Here is a 22,066-nt window from a genome sequence, read left to right on the forward strand (position 1 = left end):
TTTCATTAGCAGGGTAGCGATTTTGCCGCAGAGTGTGGGAAATCGCGCAATAACGCGCAAAAAGGAGCATTGTCTCACCGCGCTAATATGTGATCTGTATCACGCAGTGCCATTTTTTGTTGAGTGTTTTTGAACGTTATTCCCGCTAATTAATCCTTTCGTATAACCAGACTTAATTCACAAAGCGAAAGGGCAAAAATTAATTTCGCTATTGATTATCGCAGCGTAATTAATAACTCACTCTGGTGAAAATATTATTCTGAAGGCATGCCATAGCCATATTACATCTCACTGGGTTTTAGGGATCAGGCTAATTATATATGCCAGGAAGGCAGGCATAACCAGGGTAGATGACTGCTTCAAATGGAATTGCTTAACTTTTTTCAGCAATAAAACCGAAGGCCGCTCCGCAGAGCAACCGACGAGAACAGAACATTATGATCAACACAACTCGCCCGATTCTGAACCTGGATCTTGACCTGCTGCGCACGTTTGTTGCGGTCGCTGATCTGAATACCTTTGCCGCAGCGGCTGCTGCCGTTTGTCGCACCCAGTCTGCTGTCAGCCAGCAGATGCAGCGCCTGGAACAGTTAGTGGGAAAAGAACTGTTTGCCCGCCATGGTCGCAACAAGCTGCTGACCGAGCACGGGATCCAGCTGCTGGGTTATGCCCGTAAAATTCTGCGTTTCAATGATGAAGCCTGCGCATCCCTGATGTTTAACAACCTCCAGGGGGTCTTAAATATTGGTGCATCCGACGAGTCTGCAGACACCATCTTGCCGTTTGTGTTAAATCGGGTCAGCTCGGTATACCCCAAGCTGGCGCTGGATGTGCGGGTAAAGCGCAATCAGTATCTGGCGGAAATGCTCACCAGCCAGGAGGTGAACCTGGTGGTCTGCACCACGCAACCGCAAGGGGCGGAGTCCATTGTGCTGCGTACCTCACCAACCCTGTGGTATTGCGCTGCTGATTTTAACTACCAGAAAGGTGACGTAGTGCCGCTGGTGGTGATGGAAGAGCCCAGCGCGTATCGCAATATGATTATCGAGCATCTTAATGCCCGCAATATTCCGTGGCGTATTGCCTATGTGGCCTCCACTCTGGCAGCGGTGCGTGCGGCCGTGAAAGCGGGCCTTGGGATCACCGCCCGCCCGGCAGAGATGATGAGCCCGGATCTACGGGTGTTAAGCAAGAGCGACGATCTGCCCGTATTACCGGATACCCAGTATCTGCTGTGCCGCCTGCCGGAAGCGAACAACGAACTGGCAGACGCCATCTTCTACGCCATGCAAAACAGCGATGCACCGTACCCGGACGTTACGGCACTCTCCCGCAGTGATAACCAGGTGCTGGCCGACGAGTTCAAGTAAGGGATTTCCCTTTTCAATAGTTAACACATCTTAAACAAGAACGGGCGTCAGATGAAAAAACAACCATCTGATGCCCGTTTTTATGGTCTGAATCACATTACAGCGCCTGCGTTTCCAGCGTCAGGTTAAAACTGAGTATGCTAATCGTGCGTATTTTGTATGGTTATCTCGTCATTCCGCAATAAGCGCTCTCGTTGTTAAGAAGTGATATTTTTTGTTGATTATTTTTTATGTTAATTAACAAAGGCGTGTCACAAATCATGAAAATACCTCCTGTGGGGGGGAGGCTCGGAAGAGTTTTCCTGCCAGAATAAGCAGGCAGTTAACATTTGCGATGTTACGGACTCGATTCATCACCAGCAGATTGTCCTGATTGCTACCCTGTTAACTGTGCTTCGGCACGAGGTGTTAATAAATTCATCTCCATTGTAAGCTAACGTTAAGAAACTTTTGTTTAAGTTGACAAAAGGTTATAGAAAGGAGTAAAAACGCCAGCACTTTGCCATCCAGTCGGGATTTGGATGGTGCATCAGGTGTGTTATTCCTTCCCATAAATCGATGTGGCGTATATCTGCCGTGAAGAGCAGCGCTGTTGGGCCACTTTTGATGAGTAAGCAATGCGTATGTCAACAACTACTGAAGTCGTCGCCCACCACTGGGCATTTGCTGTCTTCCTGATTGTCGCCATTGGCCTGTGCTGCCTGATGCTGGCCGGTGCCTGGTTCCTGGGGGGCCGCGCCAGAGCCCGCCATAAAAACACCCCTTTCGAATCGGGCATTGATTCTGTTGGATCTGCCCGTCTGCGCTTGTCTGCCAAGTTCTACCTGGTGGCGATGTTTTTCGTCATCTTCGATGTGGAAGCGCTCTTTCTCTACGCCTGGGCAACCTCTATCCGCGAAAGCGGCTGGGTGGGCTTTGCCGAGGCCGCCATTTTTATTTTTGTGCTGCTGGCCGGTCTGGTTTATCTGGTGCGCATTGGTGCCCTTGACTGGACGCCGGTTCGTTCGCGCCGCGAACTGATGAACCCGGAAACCGACAGCCACATGAATCGTGATACGCACTAAAAAAATCAGTGAGGCAATAAGATGGACTATACGCTAACCCGCATAGATCCCGACGGTGAGAATGACCGTTATCCCCTGCAAAAACAGGAGATTGTAACCGATCCTCTTGAGCAGCAGGTTAACCGCAGCGTGTATATGGGCAAGCTCGAACACGCCCTGCATGACATAGTGAACTGGGGGCGTAAAAACTCGATCTGGCCTTATAACTTTGGTCTGTCCTGCTGTTACGTTGAGATGGTGACCTCGTTTACCGCGGTACACGATGTGGCGCGCTTTGGTGCCGAGGTACTGCGTGCTTCCCCGCGTCAGGCGGATCTGATGGTGGTGGCAGGAACCTGCTTTACCAAAATGGCCCCGGTTATTCAGCGCCTGTATGACCAGATGCTGGAGCCGAAATGGGTGATTTCGATGGGGGCCTGCGCCAATTCCGGCGGGATGTATGACATCTACTCCGTCGTGCAGGGTGTGGATAAATTCCTGCCGGTGGATGTGTATATCCCCGGTTGCCCGCCGCGCCCGGAAGCCTACATGCAGGCGCTGATGCTGCTGCAGGAATCGATTGGTAAAGAGCGCCGCCCGCTCTCCTGGGTGGTGGGTGATCAGGGCGTTTACCGGGCCAATATGCAGTCGGAAAAGGACCGGAAACGGGGCGAGCGTATTGCGGTGAAAAACCTGCGCACCCCTGACGAAATTTAATTTGCGCCTGACAGACGTGAGCCGACACTTCGCACCCTAATAACGATTAACGCGAAGTCACAGTCTGCAGTCACCACGGAATTTATTTGCAACGGTGAACACTATGACCGACTTAACTGCGCAAGACGCTGCACAACCCGCATGGCAGAACCGCGATCATCTTGATGACCCGGTGATAGGCGAACTGCGCAATCGCTTCGGGCCGGAGGCTTTCACTATCCAGTCTACCCGTACCGGTTTTCCGGTGGTCTGGGTAAAACGCGAGCAGCTGCTGGAAGTGGGCGATTTTCTGCGCAAGTTGCCAAAACCCTACTCAATGCTGTTTGACCTGCACGGCATGGACGAGCGCCTGCGCTCCCACCGTGAAGGGCTGCCCGCGGCAGATTTCTCGGTGTTCTATCACCTGATTTCTATTGAACGCAATCGCGACATTATGCTCAAGGTGGCATTGTCCGAAAACGACCTCCACGTGGCGACCTTCACCGGTCTCTACCCGAACGCCAACTGGTATGAGCGTGAAACCTGGGAGATGTTCGGTATCACCTTTACCGGGCACCCGCATCTGACCCGCATCATGATGCCGAAAACCTGGGAAGGGCACCCGCTGCGCAAAGATTACCCGGCGCGGGCCACCGAATTCGACCCCTTCGAGCTGACAAAGCAGAAAGAAGATCTCGAAATGGAAGCGCTGACCTTCAAACCCGAAGAGTGGGGCATGAAGCGCAGCAGCGACAACGAAGACTTCATGTTCCTCAACCTCGGCCCGAACCACCCGTCTGCCCACGGTGCGTTCCGTATTATCCTGCAACTGGATGGCGAAGAGATAGTCAACTGCGTGCCGGATATCGGTTACCACCACCGCGGCGCGGAAAAAATGGGCGAGCGCCAGTCCTGGCACAGCTACATTCCGTATACGGACCGTATCGAGTACCTCGGCGGCTGCGTAAACGAAATGCCCTACGTACTGGCGGTTGAAAAACTGGCCGGGATTGTGGTGCCGGAGCGGGTTGAGGTGATCCGCGTGATGCTCTCTGAGCTGTTCCGTATCAACAGCCACCTGCTGTACATCTCCACCTTTATTCAGGACGTCGGGGCCATGACGCCGGTGTTCTTCGCCTTTACCGATCGTCAGAAAATTTACGATCTGGTGGAAGCCATCACCGGTTTTCGTATGCACCCGGCCTGGTTCCGGATTGGCGGTGTGGCCCATGACCTGCCAAAAGGCTGGGAGCGCCTGCTGCGCGAATTCCTCGACTGGATGCCAAAACGGCTGGACTCCTACGAAAAAGCGGCCCTGCGTAACACCATCCTCAAGGGGCGTTCCCAGGGGGTTGCTGCCTATACCGCCCAGGACGCGCTGGCCTGGGGCACCACCGGTGCCGGTCTGCGTGCCGCCGGTATCGACTTCGATGTGCGCAAAGCGCGCCCGTACTCCGGTTACCAGAACTTCGATTTTGAAATCCCGGTGGGGGGTGGCGTCAGCGACTGCTACACCCGCGTGATGCTTAAAGTGGAAGAGCTGCGCCAGAGCCTGCGCATCCTTGAGCAGTGCTACAAAAATATGCCTGCCGGGCCGTTTAAGGCGGATCACCCGCTGACTACGCCGCCGCCCAAAGAGCGCACCCTGCAGCACATTGAAACCCTGATAACCCACTTCCTCCAGGTCTCCTGGGGGCCGGTGATGCCCGCCAACGAATCGTTCCAGATGGTTGAGGCCACCAAAGGGATCAACAGTTACTACCTGACCAGTGATGGCAGCACCATGAGCTACCGCACCCGTATCCGCACCCCGAGTTTTGCGCACCTGCAGCAAATCCCTTCGGCTATTCGCGGCAGCCTGGTGTCGGACCTGATTGTCTACCTGGGCAGTATCGATTTTGTTATGTCAGACGTGGACCGCTAACTATGCACGAAAACCAACAACCACAAACCGAGGCGTTTGAGCTGAGTGCGGCAGAGCGTGAGGCCATTGAGCACGAAAAACACCACTACGAGGATCCGCGCGCGGCATCCATCGAGGCGCTGAAAATTGTCCAGAAACAGCGCGGGTGGGTGCCTGATGGTGCCATCTATGCTATCGCAGAGGTGCTGGGGATCCCGGCAAGCGATGTGGAAGGGGTGGCCACGTTCTACAGCCAGATTTACCGCCAGCCGGTAGGGCGCCACGTGATCCGCTACTGCGACAGCGTGGTGTGCCATATCACCGGCTATCAGGGCATTGAATCTGCCCTGGAAAGCCAGCTGAAGATCAAACCCGGCCAGACCACAACAGACGGGCGCTTCACTCTGCTGCCCACCTGCTGCCTTGGCAACTGCGACAAAGGACCGGTAATGATGGTGGATGACGACACCCACTGCCATCTGACCCCGGAGGGGATCACTCAATTGCTGGAGCAGTACAAATGAAAACCATTATTCGTACTGCCGAAACCCATCCGCTGACCTGGCGTCTGCGTGACGATAAGCAACCGGTCTGGCTGGAAGAGTATCGCAGTAAAAACGGCTACGAAGGGGCGCGTAAAGCCCTGACCAGTATGACCCCGGACGAAATCGTCACCCAGGTCAAAGACGCCGGGCTCAAAGGCCGCGGCGGCGCGGGCTTTTCCACCGGTCTGAAGTGGAGCCTGATGCCTAAAGACGAGTCCATGAACATCCGCTACCTGCTGTGCAATGCGGATGAAATGGAACCCGGGACCTATAAAGACCGCCTGCTGATGGAGCAACTGCCCCACCTGCTGATTGAAGGCATGCTGATTGGCAGCGTGGCCCTGAAAGCCTGGCGCGGCTACATCTTCCTGCGCGGCGAATATGTTGAAGCGGCCGAAAACCTGCGGCGCGCCATTGCCGAGGCCACCGAAGCGGGGCTGCTGGGCAACAACATTCTTGGCACCGGGCACAATTTTGAGCTGTTTGTTCACACCGGCGCCGGGCGCTATATCTGCGGCGAAGAGACGGCGCTGATCAACTCCCTGGAAGGGCGCCGGGCTAACCCGCGCTCCAAACCACCGTTCCCGGCCACCTCCGGGGTATGGGGGAAACCGACCTGCGTCAATAACGTGGAAACCCTGTGCAACGTGCCGGCAATTATTGCCGACGGTGTGGCCTGGTATCAGGGCATTTCCGCCAGCAAAGATACCGGCACCAAGCTGATGGGCTTCTCCGGGCGGGTTAAGAACCCCGGCCTGTGGGAGCTGCCGTTCGGCATTACTGCCCGGGAGATCCTTGAGGATTACGCAGGCGGCATGCGCGACGGCCTTAAATTTAAAGCCTGGCAACCCGGCGGAGCAGGGACCGATTTCCTGACCGAGGCCCACCTCGATTTGCCGATGGATTTTGAAAATATCGGCAAGGCGGGCAGCCGCCTGGGCACCGCCCTGGCGATGGCGGTGGATCACGAGATCAATATGGTGTCGCTGGTGCGCAACCTGGAAGAGTTCTTCGCCCGTGAGTCCTGCGGCTGGTGTACTCCGTGTCGCGATGGCCTGCCCTGGAGCGTGAAAATCCTGCGCGCCCTGGAGCGCGGGGAAGGGCAGCCGGGTGACATTGAAACCCTGGAGCAGTTGTGCCGCTTCCTCGGGCCGGGGAAAACCTTCTGCGCCCACGCGCCGGGGGCCGTAGAGCCGCTGCAAAGTGCGATTAAGTATTTCCGTGAAGAGTTTGAAGCCGGCATAAAGCAGGACATTAATAACCTGCACATGATCAACGGTATTCAGCCTAACTTACTGAAATCGCGCTGGTAAAATACTGCCTCTGCCGTCGGGTTTCCTGTGGGGGAGGCAAAAAACTTATAATAAGGAAGCATGCTGACTATGGCTACAATACATGTAGACGGCAAAGAATATGAGGTCAACGGGGCGGACAACCTGCTACAGGCGTGTCTCTCCCTCGGCCTGGATATTCCTTACTTTTGCTGGCACCCGGCGCTGGGTAGCGTGGGGGCCTGCCGCCAGTGTGCGGTAAAGCAATATCAGAACGCGGAAGATACCCGTGGTCGCCTGGTGATGTCCTGCATGACCCCCGCGTCTGACGGCACCTTCATCTCCATTGACGACGGCGAAGCGAAGCAGTTCCGGGAAAGTGTGGTGGAGTGGCTGATGACCAACCACCCCCACGACTGCCCGGTCTGTGAAGAGGGGGGCAACTGCCACCTCCAGGATATGACCGTCATGACCGGCCATAACTTCCGCCGCTACCGCTTTACCAAGCGTACCCACCGTAACCAGGATCTCGGGCCGTTTATTTCCCATGAAATGAACCGCTGTATCGCCTGCTACCGCTGTGTCCGTTATTACAAAGACTATGCGGACGGCACCGATCTTGGCGTCTACGGTGCCCACGATAACGTCTACTTCGGGCGTACCGAAGACGGCACCCTGGAGAGTGAATTCTCCGGTAACCTGGTGGAAATTTGCCCCACCGGCGTATTTACCGATAAAACCCACTCCGAGCGCTACAACCGCAAATGGGACATGCAGTTTGCCCCCAGTATCTGCCAGCAGTGCTCCGTGGGCTGCAACACCAGCCCGGGGGAGCGCTACGGGGAACTGCGGCGCATTGAAAACCGCTACAACGGCAGCGTAAACCACTACTTCCTGTGTGACCGGGGGCGCTTTGGCTACGGTTATGTGAACCGTAAAGATCGTCCGCGCCAGCCTGTTCAGCGCCGGGGCGATGATCTGATAAGCCTCAATGCGGATCAGGCCATGCGCGGGGCGGCAGATATTCTGCGCCAGTCGAAAAAAATCATCGGGATTGGCTCCCCCCGGGCCAGCGTGGAGAGCAACTTCGCGTTGCGCGAACTGGTAGGGGCGGCAAACTTTTATACCGGTATCGCCGCCGGTGAGCAGCAGCGCCTGCAACTGATGCTCAGCGTGCTGCAAAATAGCGGGATCCACACGCCGACACTGCGGGATATCGAATCCTGTGACGCAGTGCTGGTACTGGGGGAAGATATCACCCAGACCGGTGCCCGGGTGGCGCTGGCTGTTCGCCAGGCCGCCAAAGGTAAGGCCCGGGAAATGGCCGCCGCCCAGAAAGTGGCGGACTGGCAGATTGCCGCCATTCTCAATATCGGCCAGCATGCGAAGCACCCGCTGTTTGTCACCAACGTGGACGATACCCGGCTGGACGATATCGCCGCCTGGACCTACCGGGCACCGGTAGAAGATCAGGCGCGGCTCGGTTTTGCCATAGCCCACGCCCTGGATAACAACGCCCCGGCGGTCGGGGACATTGACAGCGAGCTGCAGGGCAAGATCGATGTGATCGTTCAGGCCCTCAGCGGAGCGAAAAAACCGCTGATTATCTCCGGCACCAACGCCGGTAGCGAGGCGCTGATCCAGGCCGCCGCCAACGTGGCGAAAGCCCTGAAAGGGCGCGGCAGTGAGGTGGGGATCACCCTGGTTGCCCGCTCGGTGAACAGTGTCGGGCTCGGGATGATGGGCGGCGGATCGCTGGATGAGGCCCTGGGCGAGCTGGAAAGCGGCCAGGCTGATGGGGTTATCGTGCTGGAAAACGATCTTCACCGCCATGCCTCAGCGGCACGCGTGGATGCAGCCCTGTCTAAAGCACCGCTGGTCATGGTGATTGACCACCAGCGTACCGAAATTATGAATCATGCTCACCTGGTGCTTCCGGCGGCGAGTTTTGCCGAAAGCGACGGCACGGTTATCAATAACGAAGGCCGCGCCCAGCGCTTCTTCCAGGTGTACGATCCGGCCTACTACGACAGCAGCACCCTGATGCTGGAGAGCTGGCGCTGGCTGAATTCCCTGCGCAGCACCGTAGAAAGCCGCCAGCCAGACTGGACCACACTTGACCATGTGATTGACGCCTGTGTGGCGACGCTGCCGCAACTGGCCGGTATTAAAGATGCCGCGCCGGATGCCAGCTTCCGCATTCGTGGCCAGAAACTGGCCCGCGAACCGCACCGCTACAGCGGGCGTACCGCCATGCGCGCCAATATCAGCGTGCATGAACCGCGCCAGCCCCAGGACAAAGACACCATGTTTGCCTTCTCCATGGAGGGTAACAACCAGCCGGGCGCACCGCGCTCGCAGATCCCCTTTGCCTGGGCGCCGGGCTGGAACTCCCCGCAGGCGTGGAACAAATTCCAGGCGGAAGTGGGCGGGAGCCTGCGCTTTGGCGATCCGGGCGTGCGGCTGATTGAGGCCACAGAGGGCGCGCTGGACTACTTCACCGCCATCCCGGCTGCATTCCGGGCCGGGGAAGGGCAGTGGCGCGTTGCGCCCTATTACCACCTGTTCGGCAGTGATGAGCTCTCCCAGCGTTCACCGGTCTTCCAGAGCCGTATGCCTGCGCCGTATCTGAAGCTCAACCCGGCGGATGCCGCCCGGCTGGGTATCAATGCCGGGGCACCGGTGTCGTTCAGTTATGAAGGGCAGACCATTACCCTGCCGCTGGTGCTCTCCGAAGGGCTGACGCCAGGCCAGGTCGGGTTGCCGATGGGGATGCCGGGGATCGCCCCGGTGCTGGCCGGTGCCCGCCTTGACAACCTGAAGGAGGCTGCCCAATGAGCTGGTTAACCCCGGATGTTATCGACATTCTGATTGCCGTTCTCAAGGCGGTGGTGATCCTGCTGGTGGTGGTCACCTGCGGGGCGTTCATGAGTTTTGGTGAGCGCCGTCTGCTGGGGCTGTTCCAGAACCGCTACGGGCCGAACCGCGTAGGCTGGGGGGGATCCCTTCAGCTGGTGGCGGACATGATCAAAATGTTCTTTAAAGAGGACTGGATCCCGCGCTTTTCGGACAGGGTGATTTTCACCCTGGCGCCGATGATAGCCTTTACCTCGCTGCTGCTGGCGTTTGCCATTGTGCCGGTCAGCCCAGGCTGGGTGGTGGCGGATCTCAATATCGGGATTTTGTTTTTCCTGATGCTGGCGGGCCTGGCCGTCTATGCGGTGCTGTTTGCCGGCTGGTCCAGTAACAACAAATACTCCCTGCTGGGGGCGATGCGTGCCTCGGCCCAGACCCTGAGTTATGAGGTGTTCCTCGGCCTCTCCCTGATGGGGGTTGTGGCCCAGGCGGGCTCCTTCAATATGGGGGATATTGTCGATAATCAGGCCCACCTGTGGAACGTTATCCCGCAGTTCTTTGGCTTCCTGACTTTTGCCATTGCCGGTGTGGCCGTGTGTCACCGCCACCCCTTTGACCAGCCGGAAGCAGAGCAGGAGCTGGCAGACGGCTACCACATTGAATATTCCGGCATGAAGTTCGGCCTGTTCTTTGTGGGGGAATATATCGGCATTGTGACCATCTCCGCCATGATGGTGACCCTGTTCTTCGGTGGCTGGCACGGGCCTTTCCTGCCGCCGTTCATCTGGTTCGCGCTGAAAACCGCATTCTTCATGATGATGTTTATTCTGATTCGTGCGTCATTACCCCGTCCCCGTTACGACCAGGTGATGTCCTTCGGCTGGAAAGTGTGTCTGCCGTTGACGCTTATCAACTTACTGGTGACGGCTGCCGTGATCCTCTGGCAGGCGCAATAAGGTGAAAAAACCATGACATTAAAAGAGTTGGTTGTTGGTTTTGGCACCCAGGTACGCAGTATCTGGATGATAGGCTTGCACGCCTTCGCCAAACGCGAAACCCAGATGTACCCGGAAGAGCCGGTTTACCTGCCGCCCCGTTACCGCGGGCGTATTGTCCTGACCCGCGACCCGGACGGCGAAGAGCGCTGCGTGGCCTGTAACCTGTGCGCCGTTGCCTGCCCGGTGGGCTGTATCTCATTACAGAAAGCCGAAATGCAGGATGGCCGCTGGTATCCGGAGTTTTTCCGCATCAACTTTTCGCGCTGCATTTTCTGTGGTCTGTGTGAGGAAGCCTGCCCGACCACGGCAATTCAGCTGACCCCGGATTTTGAGCTGGGCGAATACAAGCGCCAGGACCTGGTGTATGAGAAAGAAGATCTGCTGATCTCCGGCCCGGGTAAATACCCGGAATATAACTTCTACCGGATGGCCGGTATGGCAATTGACGGCAAGGACAAAGGCGAGGCGGAAAACGAAGCCAAACCTGTCGACGTCAAAGGCCTGTTACCGTAAAGGAGAGGGGCAATGGAATTCGCATTTTATATTTGCGGCCTGGTGGCAGTCCTGGCAACGCTCAGGGTTATCACCCATACCAATCCGGTACATGCGCTGCTGTACCTGATTGTGTCGCTGCTGGCGATAGCCGGGGTGTTTTTCTCCCTCGGGGCTTATTTCGCCGGGGCGCTGGAGATAATCGTCTACGCCGGGGCCATTATGGTGCTGTTCGTGTTTGTGGTGATGATGCTTAACCTCGGGAATTCGGTGGTTGAACAGGAGCGCCAGTGGCTGAAACCGCAACTGTGGATAGGCCCGGGCGTGCTCTCGGCGCTGCTGCTGGTGGTGATGGTGTATGCCATCCTCGGCATTAACGACCAGGGGATCGACGGGGCCGCCATTGACGCAAAACAGGTGGGTATTGCCCTGTTCGGGCCCTATGTGCTGGCGGTGGAGCTGGCCTCTATGCTGCTGCTGGCGGGGCTGGTGGTGGCCTTTCACCTCGGGCGGGAAGAACGCCAGGGGGAGCTGCTCAGCAATCGTCCGAATGACAGTAAAAGAAAAACGGAGGAGCGCACATGATCCCGTTACAGCATGGATTGATCCTCGCTGCTATTTTGTTTGTCCTTGGGCTGACCGGGCTGGTGATTCGCCGCAACCTGCTGTTTATGCTGATAGGGCTGGAAATTATGATTAACGCTGCGGCGCTGGCCTTTGTGGTGGCGGGCAGTTACTGGGGGCAAACGGATGGCCAGGTGATGTATATCCTCGCCATTACGCTCGCGGCGGCGGAGGCCAGTATTGGCCTGGCGCTGCTGCTGCAGCTCCATCGTCGTCGTCAGAACCTGAATATCGATTCAGTAAGTGAGATGCGCGGATGAATTTTCTCTGGTTAACCGTAGCCTTCCCGCTGCTGGGATATCTGCTGCTGGCGTTCTCACGCGGGCGCTGGTCTGAAAACCTGTCGGCCACTATCGGTATCGGTGCCGTTGGCCTGGCGGCGCTGGTGACTGCCGTGGCCGGGGTGGAATACCTCGGCCAGGACGCCCGTGCGCCCTTCACCCAGCCCCTGTGGACCTGGATGTCGGTGGGGGATTTTAATATCGGTTTTAATCTGGTGCTGGACGGCCTCTCCCTGACTATGCTGTCTGTGGTGACCGGGGTGGGCTTCCTGATCCATATGTATGCCTCCTGGTATATGCGCGGGGAGGAGGGCTACTCCCGCTTCTTCGCCTATACCAACCTGTTTATTGCCAGCATGGTGATACTGGTCCTGGCCGACAACCTGCTGCTGATGTACCTCGGCTGGGAAGGGGTGGGGCTGTGCTCCTACCTGCTGATTGGCTTTTATTATACGGATCCGAAAAACGGCGCCGCAGCCATGAAGGCGTTTGTGGTGACCCGGGTGGGCGACGTGTTCCTCGCCTTCGGGTTGTTCATCCTCTATAACGAGCTGGGCACCCTGAACTTCCGTGAAATGGCCGAGCTGGCGCCGCAGCACTTTGCCGCAGGCAGCACCACGTTGCAGTGGGCTACCCTGATGTTGCTGGGTGGTGCGGTGGGTAAATCTGCCCAGTTGCCGTTACAAACCTGGCTTGCGGATGCCATGGCGGGCCCGACCCCGGTTTCTGCCCTGATCCACGCGGCGACCATGGTCACCGCCGGGGTGTACCTGATTGCCCGTACTCACGGCCTGTTCCTGCTGACCCCGGAGGTGCTGCATCTGGTGGCGATTGTCGGGGCGGTAACCCTGGTGCTGGCAGGCTTTGCCGCCCTGGTACAGACCGACATCAAACGGGTGCTGGCCTATTCCACCATGAGCCAGATTGGCTATATGTTCCTCGCCCTCGGGGTGCAGGCCTGGGATGCGGCTATCTTCCACCTGATGACCCACGCTTTCTTTAAGGCGCTGCTGTTCCTGGCCTCCGGCTCGGTTATCCTGGCCTGCCACCATGAGCAGAACATCTTCAAAATGGGCGGGCTGCGCAAGTCAATTCCGCTGGTGTATGCCTGCTTCCTGGTGGGGGGGGCGGCACTCTCTGCGCTGCCGCTGGTCACGGCGGGCTTCTTCAGTAAGGATGAGATCCTCGCCGGGGCAATGGCAAACGGCCACATCAACCTGATGATTGCCGGGCTGGTGGGGGCGTTTATGACTTCCCTGTATACCTTCCGGATGATTTTCATCGTCTTCCACGGTAAAGAACAGACTCACGCACACCCGGTAAAAGGGATAACCCACACGCTGCCGCTGGTGGTGTTGCTGGTGCTCTCGACCTTTGTGGGGGCGCTGATTGTGCCGCCGCTGCATGGGGTACTGCCGGCCAGCGCGGAACTGGCTCATGGCCAGGTGCTGACCCTGGAGATAACCTCCGGGATTGTGGCTATCGCCGGGATCCTGATTGCCGCCTGGCTGTGGCTCGGGAAACGCACGCTGGTGACCGCGGTAGCAAACAGCGGCCCGGGGCGCTTCTTCGCCACCTGGTGGTTCAACGCATGGGGCTTCGACTGGCTGTATGACAAGGTGTTTGTGAAGCCGTTCCTTGCGGTTGCCTGGCTGCTGAAACGCGATCCGCTCAACGGGCTGATGACGCTACCGGCGTATATTGCCCGCTTTGCCGGGCGCGGGCTGCTGCTCAGTGAAAACGGCTACCTGCGCTGGTATGTGGCCTCTATGAGTATCGGCGCTGTGGTGGTGCTGGCGCTGCTGATGGTGTTTCGTTGATCGGATATGAGGGAGTGCGCTTCTCCCTCAACGGTTTGTATTGCGTTACCTGTTCCCGTGGCGTTATCGGTGCAGGCATACGGAAGACGGCCAGCGCACAATAACCGGAGCGTACTGGAGTACGTGAGGATTGCGCACTGGCCGGACGCCGTGTGGCAAATAAGATAGCCACCGAATAGATTAATAAGGAATATAATTGCCATGCTACTACCCTGGCTAATACTCATACCCTTCATTGGCGGCTTCCTGTGCTGGCAATCGGAGCGCTTCGGCACCCGTACGCCGCGCTGGATTGCGCTGATCACCATGGGGCTGACCCTGGCGCTGTCTTTGCAGCTCTGGTTGCAGGGCGGCTACTCCCTGACCCAGTCCGCCGGGTTACCTCAGTGGCAGTCTGAATTTCTGCTGCCCTGGATCCCGCGCTTTGGCATTTCAGTGCATCTGGCGCTGGACGGTCTGTCCCTTTTGATGGTGGTGCTGACCGGGCTGCTCGGTGTGCTGGCGGTGCTCTGCTCCTGGAATGAGATCCAGAAGTATCAGGGCTTTTTCCACCTCAACCTGATGTGGATCCTCGGCGGTGTTATCGGGGTGTTCCTCGCCATCGACATGTTCCTGTTCTTCTTCTTCTGGGAAATGATGCTGGTGCCGATGTACTTCCTGATAGCGCTGTGGGGCCATAAAGCCTCCGACGGGAAGACCCGCATCAGTGCCGCGACCAAGTTCTTTATCTACACCCAGGCCAGTGGTCTGGTGATGCTGATTGCGATACTGGCGCTGGTCTTTGTGCACCACAGCGCCACCGGGGTGTGGACCTTCAGCTATGAAGCGCTGCTGAAAACCCCGATGGGCAGTAACGTTGAATATTTGCTGATGCTGGGCTTCTTTATCGCCTTCGCGGTGAAGATGCCGGTCGTGCCGCTGCACGGCTGGCTGCCGGATGCCCACTCCCAGGCGCCGACGGCGGGTTCCGTTGACCTGGCGGGGATTTTGCTGAAAACCGCAGCCTACGGGTTACTGCGCTTCTCGCTGCCCCTGTTCCCGAACGCATCTGCCCAGTTTGCGCCCGTTGCCATGTGGCTTGGGGTGATTGGGATTTTCTACGGCGCCTGGATGGCCTTCTCCCAGACGGATATCAAGCGCCTGATTGCCTATACCTCCGTTTCCCACATGGGGTTTGTGCTGATCGCCATCTACACCGGTAGCCAGCTGGCCTACCAGGGGGCGGTGATCCAGATGATCGCCCATGGCCTTTCTGCGGCGGGGCTGTTCATTCTGTGCGGCCAGCTCTATGAGCGCCTGCATACCCGTGATATGACGAAGATGGGGGGACTGTGGGGCAAGATTAAATGGCTCCCGGCCCTGTCGATGTTCTTTGCGGTGGCGACCCTGGGGATGCCGGGCACCGGGAACTTCGTTGGCGAGTTTATGATTCTGTTTGGCAGCTACCATGTGGTGCCGGTTATCACGGTCATCTCCACCTTCGGGCTGGTGTTTGCATCGGTGTACTCTCTGGCGATGCTGCATCGCGCTTACTTTGGTAAGGCAAAAACTGAGGCCGCGGCGCAACCGCTGCCCGGACTGTCAGCACGCGAATTGTTCATTATTCTGTTGCTGGTTGTACTGCTGGTGCTGCTGGGCTTTTACCCGCAGCCGATTCTGGATACCTCGCACGCGGCGATGGGTAATATCCAGCAGTGGTATACCGGTTCAATTTTAACTACAAGGCCGTAATTCGCTCATGACTCTAACAACTCAGCATTTGATCGCGTTACTGCCGCTGTTGATCGTCGGATTGACGGTGGTGGTGGTGATGTTGTCCATTGCGTGGCGACGCGACCATTTTGTTAATGCCACGCTCTCGGTTGTCGGGCTTAACCTGGCGCTGCTCTCTTTGTGGTTTGTGGGCCAGGCCGGGCCGATGGATGTGACCCCGCTGCTGCGGGTAGACGGCTACGCCATGCTGTATACCGGGCTGGTATTACTGGCAAGCCTTGCGACCTGTACCTTTGCTTACCCGTGGCTGCAAAACTACCCGGACAATAAAGAAGAGTTCTACCTGCTGGTGCTGATTGCCGCCCTCGGCGGGCTGCTTCTGGCCAGTGCTAACCACTTTGCGGCGCTGTTCCTCGGCATTGAGCTGATTTCCCTGCCGCTGTTTGGCCTGGTGGGCTATGCCTTCCGCCAGAAGCGCTCGCTGGAAGCCAGCATCAAATACACGCTGCTTTCTGCGGCCGCGTCCTCCTTCCTGCTGTTCGGTATTGCGCTGGTGTATGCCCAGACCGGGGATCTTTCCTTCGGGGCCCTGGGCCGCAGCCTGGCGGACAATATGCTGCACGAGCCTCTGCTGCTGGCGGGTGTGGGCATGATGATTGTCGGCCTCGGGTTTAAACTGTCCCTGGTGCCGTTTCATCTGTGGACGCCGGATGTCTACCAGGGGGCACCGGCACCGGTATCAACCTTCCTTGCCACCGCCAGTAAGATTGCCATCTTTGCGGTAGTGATGCGCCTGTTCCTGTATGCGCCCATTGGCCAGAGCGAGGCGGTGCGGATCGTACTGGGGATTATCGCCTTTGCGTCTATCCTGTTTGGTAACCTGATGGCCATCAGCCAGAGCAATATTAAGCGCCTGCTGGGTTACTCCTCCATTGCCCACCTCGGTTACCTGCTGGTGGCGCTGATTGCCCTGCAGCACGGGGATATGGCGATGGAGACGGTCGGGGTGTATCTGGCCGGTTATCTGTTCAGCAGCCTGGGGGCGTTTGGCGTAGTGAGCCTGATGTCCAGCCCCTACCGGGGGCCGGATGCGGATTCGCTGTTCTCTTATCGCGGCCTGTTCTGGCACCGCCCGCTGCTGTCTGCGGTGATGACGGTGATGATGCTCTCCCTTGCGGGGATCCCGATGACGCTGGGCTTTATCGGGAAATTCTACGTGCTGGCGGTGGGTGTGGATGCGCACCTGTGGTGGCTGACCGGTGCCGTGGTGGTGGGCTCGGCCATTGGTCTGTACTATTACCTGCGCGTTACCGTGAGCCTGTATCTCTCCGCGCCTCAGCAACTGAACCGCGATACGCCGTCTAACTGGGCGTTTACCGCCGGTGGGGTGGTGGTGCTGATAGCCGCGCTGCTGGTGCTGGTGCTGGGGGTGTACCCGCAGCCGTTAATCAGCATTGTGCAGCTGGCGGCCCCGCTGATGTAAGGCGGACGCCATTATCACGAAACCCGGCTGCGGCCGGGTTTTTTGTGCCTGTCGCCCGTGAATGACCTGAGTAACCTGCCCCTACGCTTCTGAATAAATGGAAGCCATCTTCTGAATCCGCCATAAAACCCCAGAAATCGAAAATCACCGGGTTGAAAAAACACCCCCAAACGGGAGATGAATACCATCCCGCGCTGCAGGGGGGGAGTAAGTGGTATTGCGTGTTGACAAGTGTCAACGAAAATAATAAGGTCATATACCCGGAGGCAAATGAAAAAACATCCGAACAAGCATATCCAGGCCGCCATTGAATATGCCCTGAGTCAGGGCTGGGTTTGGGTTCCACCAGGTGATTCCGCCCACTGTTTTTGCAAGTTACGTTGTGGTCATCCGGAAGGTGAGCATCGGGATCACCAGATGAGTATATGGTCGACGCCGAAAAGTGCTGAGAACCATGCCAGGCAAATCAGGCGCAAAACAAACCGCTGCTCTTGATTGTGTCTGGTCGGGGGGCGTTGACAATCTCCGTTTACTGAACGACCAAAGGCTAACCGAAGGGGGAACGATGGCGCTTTACCACTTTATACTGACGCTCTCAGGCGTAACCTATGACCGCGAAGGGCTGGAAGACGCGCTGTACGAAAGCGGCTGTGACGATGCACTGATTTGTGCATATGGAAACTCGGTCTATGTTGAGTTCGATCGTGAGGCTGACTCACTCGATGAGGCTATCGCATCTGCGGTTGAAAATATCGAATCCGCCGGGATTGGCGCTGTGGTTGAGTCTGTCGACTCTGCCCTTGTGGGGCTGAGCGATATTGCGGAAATGACAAATATGTCCCGTCAGGCGATTGCCATGCTGAAAGACGGCACCCGTGGCAGCGGCGATTTTCCTTGCCCCGTTCAGCGCATTAAAGGCCAGTCGCCGCTCTGGGACTGGGCGAATGTTGCACAATGGTTGTTAAAAAATGGCCGGTTGAAAGCGAACAGCGAGCTGGTCGTGAACGCGGGTGTATTAAGTAAATGGAATCTGGTGCTCAGAGCCAGCGCCTCACAAGATTTTAAAGAAGTGGAATCACTTGCGGCGTCACTGATCGAACGACGCCGCAAAACAGTCGCATAACGGGTCAGAGCCAGATCAAGTCGCGACTAATACAACTAATGCAGATTGCGCGTCGTTGCCATTTTATCAACGGGCTATCCTGGAAAAGATAAAATCGACACGCTCTTCTACAGAAGCACATGGTAATTCAATTAACTGATAGTCATACATACGGTATGTTTTTACCATTGCGTGATATGTCTCGACGGCAACATCGAAAGATTGCCTGCGCTCTGTATCCTGTACATAGATGTCACGCCAGGGTGGGGCAATGAATACGGTGCGATTATAGCGAAATTTCTCTATGGCATTTTCCAGATGCGCCGGAATAGTAAGTGCTGAAAGACGTAAATAGCCTGCAACATCAGGAACACCACGGTCGAAGAAGCATAGTTGTGTTTGCCCTTCCGCGTCGTGCCACGAACGCATTTCCCAGGATAGCATAAGCTCTGCAAATGCAGCCTGGTTGGCCCACGGTAACGCATTACCACCGATGCTAACCTGGTCTTGTATAACACCTCTTCCTGCTTCTTCAGAACACCAATACCCTCGTTTTGTAAGCGCATCAATTATCGTGCTTTTGCCCGACCCCGGGCCACCTGTAAGAATGAATCGATGTTGAAACGTGGATGACACTGAACCCCCCTGAACCTTTTTAGACGCGATGACGCGGCAATAGTGCTGGCGTCCTTTTTGCCCATCGCCATGTTACCTGTGGATGGCATGACTATCATAAGAAACCGGGATACAGCCGGGGTTTGCCGCCTGCCATCAACTTTATAGTAAGCACGGTTTTGTTGACTGTGGGCCATTTGCTGATTATCGGCCCGATCCAAATAGCCGCTTTATGACGCTGGTATTACGTGAGAATGATGAATTGCCATGAGACATTCCGTGGGAACACAACGCTATTTTCATCCAGCCCCTGTCACTCAGGAGCTGAGCGATGCGGCTACACCTCAAGCTGCATAAAATCCTCTGCCATCAGCGTGTCGGGGAAAATAGCCCGGCACTCGGCCAGCAGGCGCGGGAAGTCTGCCCGCCGGTAGCGGGAGCTGAAGTGGGTGATAACCAGCGTTTTCACCCCGGCCTCCCGGGCAAGGGTGGCGGCCTGCACCGTGGTGGCGTGGCCGCGGCTGTTGGCTTTCTGCGCAAGGCTTGCTTCCAGTGTGGCCTCGTGAACGAGCATATCGGCTTCGGCGGCCAGCAACCGGGCGCTGTCCAGCGGGGCCGTATCGCCAAAAATCGCCACCGATTTTCCCTTCACCGGCTGGCCGATATACTGGCGGCCATCTATCCAGCGGCCATCTTCCAGTTGCACCGTCTCGCCCCGTTTCAGCCGCTGGAACAGCGGGCCCGGGGGCACGCCACTGGCGGACAACGCCGCAGCATCCAGCGCCCCGGGCTTATCGTGGGCACTCACCCGGTAGCCGAAACAGACCACCGGGTGGTTAAGCGCCACGCAGCGTACTTCAAACTCCCCGTCATCGAAGATAACCCCCTCGCTGACCTCCACAATATCCAGCGGATAATCGGTCCAGGAGCCGCTCATGGTCAGCGACAGCTGAACATACTCCCGCAGTCCCGGCGGCCCGTAGAGGGTGAGGGGGCCACTACCGCCCGCCATGGAGCGGCTGCATAATAGCCCCGGAAGGCCAAAAATATGGTCCCCGTGCAGGTGGGTGATAAAAATTTTATCCAGCTTTCCGGGGTTAATCTGCGTGCGCAGCATCTGGTGCTGGGTGCCTTCACCGCAGTCAAACAGCCACCAGGTGGCGTGTTGCGCCCCCGGGTGCAGCGCCAGGGCACTGACATTGCGGCCCGGGGCCGGCACCCCGGCAGACGTGCCGAGAAACAATAATTCCATGGGTTATTCCCTGCCTGGTTACACTGAACTGGCAGTAGTATAACCATTTAACAATCAGCAGGCAGGAGCGTAACGATGATCAACTGGCAGGATTTACACCACAGCCAGATTTCCCCGGTACAACTGTATGCCGCACTGGCGTTACGCAGTGCGGTATTTGTGGTTGAGCAGCAGTGTGTCTATCAGGATGTGGACGGTCAGGATCTGTGTGGTGAGAATCGCCACCTGTTTGGCTGGCGCAACGGGGCGCTGATCGCTTACGCGCGCATTTTGCAGCCGGAAAGCGCCACCGGGCCGGTAGTGATCGGCCGGGTGATTGTCGCCCCCGGGGCCCGGGGCGAAAAACTGGGCTATGCTCTGATGGAGCACGCTTTGCGAAGCTGTCGCCAGAACTGGCCCGGCCGGGCCATCTACCTGGGGGCGCAGGCGCATCTGGCGGATTTTTACCGTCGCCTGGGGTTTACACCGGTCACAGATGTTTACGACGAAGACGGCATTCCCCATGTGGGCATGGTGCAGGCGTAACCGGGCTGCTGGTTTATTCGCCATTGCGGTAACTTTTATGCCGATTCGTGAGGGATAAACCACCTTTCTGAGATCTTACCTCCAGGGTGGGATTTTTTTTTGCCCGGGTGACCACGTATAATCAGGGGGTTTCCCTGAGAACTGAGGTGGATGTGAATTCTGTTGTTACTGCATTGTCCGAACTGCAACAAAAGTTAATCGCACCGCTTCCCGACAGCTCAGGCACCCTGGTATTCACCGTCCCGTTAACGCTCAGTGATGACAGCGACGCGTTGCAGTGGCTGGCGGCACAGTCTGTGTGGCCCCAGTTTTACTGGCAGCAGCGTAATGGCGAGCAGGAGCTCGCGGCCCTGGGGGCGGTGGCGCATTTCCCTTCGTTATCCGCAGGCGAGGCGTTCCTGGCGCAGTTTCCGGCCAGCGAGCGGCTGCTGATTTGCGGGCTGAACCAGTTTGATCCCGCCAGCGGCAGTCTGTTTTTACCGCGCCTGCTGTGGCAACGCCAGCGGGGGCAGGCGGCACTCACGCTTATTCTGCACAGTGAACACTCCCTGGCGCAGGATGGCCTTCAGGCGCAGGCGCTGCTGGCTGCCCTGTTACCTGCCCGGCCACTACCGGCATTGCAGCTTACGCTGCTGCGCGAACAGCAGACCCCCGCCTGGCCCCGCTGGCAGCAGCTTATTGAGCAGGCGCTGGCGGGTTTCTCCCGTGGCGAGATGGAAAAGGTCGTGCTGGCCCGGGCGTCGGATCTGTGGTTCAGCACCCCGGTTTCCGCCGCCGGTTTTCTGGCGGCCAGTCGCAGAGTCAATCTGAACTGCTACCATTTCTATATGGCGTTTAACGCACAGCAAGGATTTATCGGCTCCTCTCCTGAGCGGCTGTGGCGGCGGCGCGGGGTGGAGCTGCGCACTGAAGCGCTGGCGGGCACCGTTGCCAGCAGCGCAGATGACGCAAAAGCCGCCCGGCTGGGAGAGTGGCTGATGCATGATGATAAAAACCAGCGTGAAAACATGCTGGTGGTAGAAGATATTTGCCAGCGGCTGAACCCCATTGGCGAAACGCTGGAGGTGCTGCCACCCCAGATCATGCGCCTGCGCAAAGTGCAGCATTTGCGCCGCTGCATCTGGACCACGTTGCGCCAGCCGGATGATGCCAGCTGTTTACGGCAACTGCAGCCCACTGCCGCCGTTGCCGGGCTGCCCCGCCAGGCGGCCAGCGCATTTATTCAGCACAATGAGCCCTTTGAACGCCAGTGGTATGCGGGCTCAGCCGGGTATATTTCCCGCCAGCAGGCGGAGTTTTGTGTTTCGTTACGCAGCGCCCTGGTTGATGGTGACCGGGTGCGGCTGTATGCGGGCGCGGGGATTGTCCCCGGCTCAGACCCGGCAGAGGAATGGCGGGAAATCAACAATAAAGCGGCGGGATTACGCAGTTTACTGACTGAGAAAAGTGAATGAAAACAACAATCCCGACCCACATC

The 22,066-nt window shown here is 57.5% G+C and carries 20 protein-coding genes and 1 pseudogene; 19 read left to right on the forward strand and 2 right to left on the reverse strand.

Annotated elements, in window-relative coordinates; all coding sequences use genetic code 11:
- Positions 1-437: 437 nt before the first annotated feature.
- The 16 genes from lrhA (at position 438) to EBL_RS06140 (ending at position 18,218) form a co-directional block, all read left to right on the forward strand.
- On the forward strand, positions 438-1,370 hold the full coding sequence (gene lrhA, locus EBL_RS06070; RefSeq protein ID WP_002439768.1) for a transcriptional regulator LrhA: 933 nt from the start codon (positions 438-440) through the stop codon (positions 1,368-1,370).
- Positions 1,371-1,987: 617 nt separating this feature from the next.
- Positions 1,988-2,434 (forward strand): NADH-quinone oxidoreductase subunit NuoA, encoded by a 447-nt coding sequence (nuoA, locus tag EBL_RS06075; protein WP_002439770.1) that lies wholly within the window; start codon positions 1,988-1,990, stop codon positions 2,432-2,434.
- 21 nt (positions 2,435-2,455) lie between these two features.
- Positions 2,456-3,130 (forward strand): NuoB/complex I 20 kDa subunit family protein, encoded by a 675-nt coding sequence (locus EBL_RS06080; RefSeq protein ID WP_002439772.1) that lies wholly within the window; start codon positions 2,456-2,458, stop codon positions 3,128-3,130.
- Positions 3,131-3,233: 103 nt separating this feature from the next.
- Positions 3,234-5,033: an NADH-quinone oxidoreductase subunit C/D gene (gene nuoC, locus EBL_RS06085; protein WP_002439775.1), complete on the forward strand. Its 1,800-nt coding sequence runs from the start codon at positions 3,234-3,236 to the stop codon at positions 5,031-5,033.
- Positions 5,034-5,035: 2 nt separating this feature from the next.
- On the forward strand, positions 5,036-5,536 hold the full coding sequence (nuoE, locus tag EBL_RS06090) for an NADH-quinone oxidoreductase subunit NuoE (RefSeq protein WP_002439776.1): 501 nt from the start codon (positions 5,036-5,038) through the stop codon (positions 5,534-5,536).
- Positions 5,533-6,870, forward strand: a complete 1,338-nt coding sequence (gene nuoF, locus EBL_RS06095) for an NADH-quinone oxidoreductase subunit NuoF (RefSeq protein ID WP_002439778.1) — start codon at positions 5,533-5,535, stop codon at positions 6,868-6,870. Before nuoE ends, nuoF begins: the two co-directional genes overlap by 4 nt.
- 69 nt (positions 6,871-6,939) lie before the next feature.
- The gene (nuoG, locus tag EBL_RS06100) at positions 6,940-9,666 is read left to right on the forward strand and encodes an NADH-quinone oxidoreductase subunit NuoG (RefSeq protein WP_002439781.1); all 2,727 of its coding nucleotides are present in this window, start codon (positions 6,940-6,942) and stop codon (positions 9,664-9,666) included.
- Positions 9,663-10,640 (forward strand): NADH-quinone oxidoreductase subunit NuoH, encoded by a 978-nt coding sequence (nuoH, locus tag EBL_RS06105; protein ID WP_002439782.1) that lies wholly within the window; start codon positions 9,663-9,665, stop codon positions 10,638-10,640. The genes nuoG and nuoH overlap by 4 nt, the downstream gene beginning before the upstream one ends.
- Positions 10,641-10,652: 12 nt before the next feature.
- On the forward strand, positions 10,653-11,195 hold the full coding sequence (nuoI, locus tag EBL_RS06110) for an NADH-quinone oxidoreductase subunit NuoI (protein WP_002439784.1): 543 nt from the start codon (positions 10,653-10,655) through the stop codon (positions 11,193-11,195).
- A gap of 12 nt (positions 11,196-11,207) precedes the next feature.
- Positions 11,208-11,759 (forward strand): NADH-quinone oxidoreductase subunit J, encoded by a 552-nt coding sequence (nuoJ, locus tag EBL_RS06115; protein WP_002439785.1) that lies wholly within the window; start codon positions 11,208-11,210, stop codon positions 11,757-11,759.
- Positions 11,756-12,058, forward strand: coding sequence for an NADH-quinone oxidoreductase subunit NuoK (nuoK, locus tag EBL_RS06120; protein WP_002439786.1), 303 nt, complete (start codon positions 11,756-11,758; stop codon positions 12,056-12,058). Before nuoJ ends, nuoK begins: the two co-directional genes overlap by 4 nt.
- Positions 12,055-13,899, forward strand: a complete 1,845-nt coding sequence (gene nuoL, locus EBL_RS06125; protein WP_002439787.1) for an NADH-quinone oxidoreductase subunit L — start codon at positions 12,055-12,057, stop codon at positions 13,897-13,899. Before nuoK ends, nuoL begins: the two co-directional genes overlap by 4 nt.
- Before the next feature lie 201 nt (positions 13,900-14,100).
- Positions 14,101-15,630: an NADH-quinone oxidoreductase subunit M gene (nuoM, locus tag EBL_RS06130; protein ID WP_002439788.1), complete on the forward strand. Its 1,530-nt coding sequence runs from the start codon at positions 14,101-14,103 to the stop codon at positions 15,628-15,630.
- A 7-nt stretch (positions 15,631-15,637) separates the two neighbouring features.
- A complete protein-coding gene (gene nuoN, locus EBL_RS06135; protein ID WP_002439789.1) occupies positions 15,638-17,095 on the forward strand; it encodes an NADH-quinone oxidoreductase subunit NuoN in 1,458 nt (485 codons plus the stop codon).
- A 270-nt stretch (positions 17,096-17,365) separates the two neighbouring features.
- Positions 17,366-17,590, forward strand: a complete 225-nt coding sequence (locus tag EBL_RS20820) for a hypothetical protein (protein WP_002439791.1) — start codon at positions 17,366-17,368, stop codon at positions 17,588-17,590.
- Between the two features lie 70 nt (positions 17,591-17,660).
- Positions 17,661-18,218: a helix-turn-helix transcriptional regulator gene (locus EBL_RS06140; protein WP_002439792.1), complete on the forward strand. Its 558-nt coding sequence runs from the start codon at positions 17,661-17,663 to the stop codon at positions 18,216-18,218.
- Positions 18,219-18,284: 66 nt separating this feature from the next.
- On the opposite strand, the gene EBL_RS19715 is transcribed toward EBL_RS06140, so the two are convergent.
- A complete protein-coding gene (locus EBL_RS19715) occupies positions 18,285-18,833 on the reverse strand; it encodes an AAA family ATPase (RefSeq protein WP_002439794.1) in 549 nt (182 codons plus the stop codon).
- 100 nt (positions 18,834-18,933) lie between these two features.
- Here EBL_RS19715 and EBL_RS20825 point away from each other — a divergent pair.
- Positions 18,934-19,083, forward strand: a pseudogene (locus tag EBL_RS20825) (GNAT family N-acetyltransferase); the annotation flags it as partial.
- A 66-nt stretch (positions 19,084-19,149) separates the two neighbouring features.
- Here EBL_RS20825 and rnz read toward each other — a convergent pair.
- Positions 19,150-20,064 carry a ribonuclease Z gene (rnz, locus tag EBL_RS06150; protein ID WP_002439795.1) on the reverse strand — a complete coding sequence of 305 codons (915 nt, stop codon included), beginning with the start codon at positions 20,062-20,064 and terminating at the stop codon, positions 19,150-19,152.
- Between the two features lie 75 nt (positions 20,065-20,139).
- Here rnz and EBL_RS06155 point away from each other — a divergent pair, with 75 nt between their 5' ends.
- Together EBL_RS06155 and menF are read left to right on the forward strand one after the other, a co-directional pair.
- Positions 20,140-20,589, forward strand: coding sequence for a GNAT family N-acetyltransferase (locus EBL_RS06155; RefSeq protein WP_002439797.1), 450 nt, complete (start codon positions 20,140-20,142; stop codon positions 20,587-20,589).
- 152 nt (positions 20,590-20,741) lie between these two features.
- Positions 20,742-22,043, forward strand: coding sequence for an isochorismate synthase MenF (gene menF / locus EBL_RS06160; protein ID WP_002439798.1), 1,302 nt, complete (start codon positions 20,742-20,744; stop codon positions 22,041-22,043).
- Positions 22,044-22,066: the final 23 nt, after the last annotated feature.

It is taken from the genome of Shimwellia blattae DSM 4481 = NBRC 105725 (assembly GCF_000262305.1).
GTDB classification, from domain to species: Bacteria; Pseudomonadota; Gammaproteobacteria; order Enterobacterales; family Enterobacteriaceae; genus Shimwellia; species Shimwellia blattae.